Genomic DNA, 3,766 nt, shown 5'->3' on the forward strand with positions numbered 1-3,766 from the left:
GGTCGCTGACCAGCAGCACCGACGTGGCCCCCCCGGCATTGCCGAGACCGAATTTACCCTGGTGCGGACCAAGGGCGATCAGGCCGCCTCGGACCGTCTCTACCAGGGCACCACTGCGCTCAGTGCCGAGGATATCGCCGAGCAGATGTTCTATATCGCCACCCTGCCGGATCATATCTGCATCAACCGGGTGGAAGTGATGCCCACCCGCCAAGCCTGGTCCGCCTTCGCCATCGATCGGGATTAAGAAGCGGATAGGCGCGGCCCTCTCACTATCTGCTCCGCATAGTCGATCACTCACGACATCGACTTAGGTAACCCACCGCGCCAGGGATGGCGCGGTGGAGCCCCATGGATGAGTTCACGACGTATCGACCTGTGTTACCTTGTCGATGTAGCACAATGAGGATCGGTTAATTAAGTGATCAGCCATTCGCAACCCTTGATTAGACGGTAAATTGGGCTAATTGGCCATTGAGCGCGATATTTTGCCCGCGCACCTGCTGGGCCTGCTCTGTGACCCCCAGACCCAGCTCGCCCAGTTGGCAGGAGAGCACCTTGACCGACTCCACATTACGGCTGATTTCCGCCGCCACCGAGCTCTGCTCGTGGGCAGCCGTTGCCACTTGGGCATTCATCGCATTGACACTCCCAATGCGGGATTCGATCCCCTGCAGCACCTCTTGCAGTGACGCGGCAATATCATTGGCGCGCAACACCGCCTGCTGGTTCTTCTGCATACCGCCATAGGCAACATCTGATGCCTGCTGCAACTGACGGATGATGACCTCGATCTCCTTGGTGCTCTGCTGGGTCTTGCTCGCTAGCGCCCGAACCTCATCGGCAACCACGGCAAAACCTCGGCCCTGCTCACCGGCGCGAGCAGCCTCAATGGCGGCATTGAGCGCCAGCAGATTGGTCTGCTCGGCAATACTCTGGATCACCACCACAATGTTACCAATCTCCGCCGAGGTCTCGCGCAGGGTCTGCAGTTGGGTGGCCGAGCCATCCATGTCGCTGCGTAACGCCGCAATCAGCGAGAAGTTCTCCTGCACTCGAGCATAACCTTCGCTGGCAAAACGATTCGCCTCATGGGTCGCTTCGGCTGTCGTCTCGGCGTGCTGGGCCACCTCATGGGCTGTCATCGACAGCTCGTGCAGTGCCGTGGCGACCTGTTCGATCTCCTGCTGCTGCTGGTCAATGTGCGCCTGGGTATCGGTGGCCACCTGTTCCAGAGTATCGCTGGAGCCGTTGACCTGCTGCCCGATATGGGTCAGGCCGGATACTAGCCCGGAGAGGGTGACCATAACCGCATTGAAAGCGCGCGCCAGGCGGCCTAGTTCATCGGCACTACGCTCCGGTAGACGCTGGGTCAGATCACCTTGACCCATGGCCATCTCCTCGAGCAGACGGGTCACGGCATTGAGCGGCGTGACTACGATGCGCTTCATGGTAATGAAGATCAGGGCCGAGATACCGACCAATAGCAGCACTATCAGGCCGATCAGCACCTCCATCAGCGCCCCGAGGCTGGCGGCTATGGAGCCGCTGTCATACTGGATCTCCATCTTGCCAGCTACCGAGTCGGCATGCCGGATGTCGGCCTGCGCCGCCACCAGATCCCCCGTGGCGGGACGTTGCGCCTCTGCGAGCAATTTGCCTCTATGGTCTGTGATGCGGATGCTGGCGATCTGCGGCTGATTGATCAGGGACTCTGCCAGTTTCTTACTCTGCTCATAGTCATAGGTGAAGACGGGTTCATCTAATGCAACCTGCGCCAGCGTCCCTAGAGCTGTGGTCTGATCGGCAAACTCAGCCTCCAGATGGCGGGCCAATACCCAGCGCCCTCCCGTCAGCGCAATCAAAGTACCGAGTAGGCCTGCGACCAGCAGCAGACAAATGATCTTGGAATTCAGTGTTTTTGGCATTACTCAGTTACCTCACGGGTGTAATCAAACCAGAGTTCGGGGCGTTGCAATGGCGTGGCCGCCGGCAGGTCGGGATTCTCCAGACGCAGGGCGGTACGCTGCCGCATGTTTGAGCGTTCCAGGACGGACTTGACGATCGGATGGGCATAGAAGTAGCGGTCGAAGCTGCCATCGGCGATGGCCTGCTCCAGACCCTGTTCGATACGCTGCGCCAATTGCGGGTTCTTTTGGCTGACAAAGAAATAGAGAGGCATCTTGTAGATCAGCATTATATGAGGCTCAACCATTACCTGGAACCCGCGTAGCTTCTCGACTTCGCTCCATGCCTCGCCGGCGCCACGCGGGTAGTAATCGAAGCGGTCGCCATCGAGCATCGGGTAGAGGCTGGCTGTCTTGACTGCTGTCACCACGTTAAGACCGGACTTTTTGAGAATTCGGGTATCGGTCCAGAAACGCCCTTGACCCGCCTTCAGGTTGGCTAGCTCGCTCAGGGTTCGGATCGAGGCAAAACGAGCTGCATCCTGCTGACGGATCACCAGTAACCGATGGCCAAGCAGCCCCTTGTAGAGCGGAATTCGAATCGGTGCCAGGCGTCGTTCAAGGTCGGAGTTGGTTGCCGACCAGAACAGATCCAGATCCCCTTGCTCGATGGCGGCAACCCGCATTTCGTCATTTTGCTCCTCGGCGGCAAAGGAAAATTGGTAGGGCTCATGGCTATAGGAGAGCGCCAGCTTGAGCAGGCCGAGCTCGTAGCTCTCCTCCTGATTGGGCAGGTAGGGCAATTTAAGAGTGGCAGCCATGGCGCTGGGCGAAATAATCGACCAGTAGCAGAGCAATGCAAATAATATTCTTTTCATAATCGTCTTCGCTTCTAAAATATAAATCCCGAGGTGATGACTCGGGATAATTAAATTTATTACACAGCCGGCAGATAGGCTGGCACCAGCATAAAGGAGATACATTTTTTCAGCAAAACATCCGGGGTTAAATTATTCAAGTAATTTTTCATGTACAGGACATCAAGAAAACACGTCAATTAAAATACCTTACAAAATCCTGTTTTGTATCGATTTTCCCTGCTTTGTCCGGCGGCGTTTTTTGACAGAAAATCAACGCCCATTCCAGTCGCTCCCTTATTTCGCTGATGGCTCGGTGCGCTATTGCTTCCAATATCGGCAGCCACCATGTCACACCACTCTTCGCCTCCTTCAGCGTCGATAGACCCTCTTTCATCAGCGTCTGTGCCACTCGTCGTTTCAGCACCAGCGACAGCAGGCTGGCCCATACCAGACCCTCGGCGATCGCTTGCTGGCCCGTCACGAAGCCCTTGAGGTTGTTGTGCGATGTCCACTCCTTGAACAGCAACTCGACCTGCCAGCGACAGCGATACAGACGCATCACGCGCTCTGCTGGCCATGCATCACGTGGCAAGTTGGTCATCCATATGCAGAATCGCTTCTCCTCGGCGAACCAGCGCCGGATCAATCGATACTCGTACTTGCCCGATCTCACATCCATATCCAGCACTTCTGCCCGGCAGTGCCGCCGTCCGGCCTCCTTGAGTGACATGCCGGTCAGCTTGGGGGCTGTTCGCCCATCATCGCGCCAGGCACTGAGGATCTCCGGGTTTAAGCTCTTGCTGCCCCGCACCAGATAGAAGCCGCCTGCCTTGTTCACCTCGGCAAAATAGGCGTGACTGATATAACCCGCATCCGCCAGCAGCAGGCTGCCGGTCAGCTCTTTGGCATCTGGAAGGAACTGACGCTCTGACGCGGTATCGGCTGAGAGCTGCATACAGGCCGGCTTTTGCTCCAGCAGTGACATGAGCATGTGGCATT

The 3,766-nt window shown here is 57.1% G+C and carries 2 protein-coding genes and 2 pseudogenes; 1 reads left to right on the forward strand and 3 read right to left on the reverse strand.

The genetic code is table 11. The features are described 5' to 3' along the window. A pseudogene (locus BN1125_RS16250) lies at positions 1 to 247 on the forward strand (hypothetical protein); the annotation flags it as partial. A gap of 199 nt (positions 248 to 446) precedes the next feature. On the opposite strand, the gene BN1125_RS16255 reads toward BN1125_RS16250, so the two are convergent. The 3 genes and pseudogenes from BN1125_RS16255 to BN1125_RS16265 form a co-directional block, all read right to left on the reverse strand. Continuing rightward, positions 447 to 1,928 carry a methyl-accepting chemotaxis protein gene (locus BN1125_RS16255; protein WP_052446189.1) on the reverse strand — a complete coding sequence of 494 codons (1,482 nt, stop codon included), beginning with the start codon at positions 1,926 to 1,928 and terminating at the stop codon, positions 447 to 449. After that, entirely contained in the window at positions 1,928 to 2,785 is an 858-nt protein-coding gene (locus BN1125_RS16260; protein ID WP_042013520.1) for a type 2 periplasmic-binding domain-containing protein, read from the reverse strand. The genes BN1125_RS16255 and BN1125_RS16260 overlap by 1 nt, the downstream gene beginning before the upstream one ends. 189 nt (positions 2,786 to 2,974) lie before the next feature. Continuing rightward, positions 2,975 to 3,766 (reverse strand): annotated as a pseudogene (locus tag BN1125_RS16265) (IS4 family transposase); the annotation flags it as partial.

The organism is Aeromonas fluvialis (genome assembly GCF_000819885.1).
GTDB lineage: Bacteria > Pseudomonadota > Gammaproteobacteria > Enterobacterales > Aeromonadaceae > Aeromonas > Aeromonas fluvialis.